Source organism: Actinospica acidithermotolerans (assembly GCF_018139625.1).
GTDB lineage: Bacteria > Actinomycetota > Actinomycetes > Streptomycetales > Catenulisporaceae > Actinospica > Actinospica acidithermotolerans.
The window spans coordinates 1-411 of sequence record NZ_JAGSOH010000382.1; the positions used below are offsets into that span (position 1 = coordinate 1).

Sequence of the window (411 nt, forward strand, 5' to 3'; positions counted from 1 at the left end):
ATTAAAAGGTGCTAAAGTTACAAAAGTATATGGCGATCAAAATAGTGTATGTTTTGTGCCAGGGGAAAAAGCAACCGAATTATTATTTGACAGTAAACCGAATTCAATTGTTATGTTACATAACCATCCTGGACAGTCTAGTTTTTCTCTTACAGACTTGTATTTATTTATATTTAATAATTCTATTAAAACACTGACAATTGTTACAAATAAAGGTCAAACAAAGTACTTAACTAAGACAAAAGAATATTGCAAATCAACTTGTATTGATTGTATAAAAAAATATAATAAAAATAAGAATATAAAAAAATTCAATCATAAGGATATTGATATGATTCTAAAGAGATTATATAATAGTGGTAACATAATATATAAAGTTAGGTGATTAAAATGTATTTTGCACAGTTAGAT

General features: G+C 24.8%; 1 pseudogene. It reads left to right on the forward strand.

The features are described from left to right. Window positions 1-385 (forward strand): annotated as a pseudogene (locus KDK95_RS39045) (phage head morphogenesis protein); the annotation flags it as partial. Window positions 386-411 lie beyond the last annotated feature (26 nt).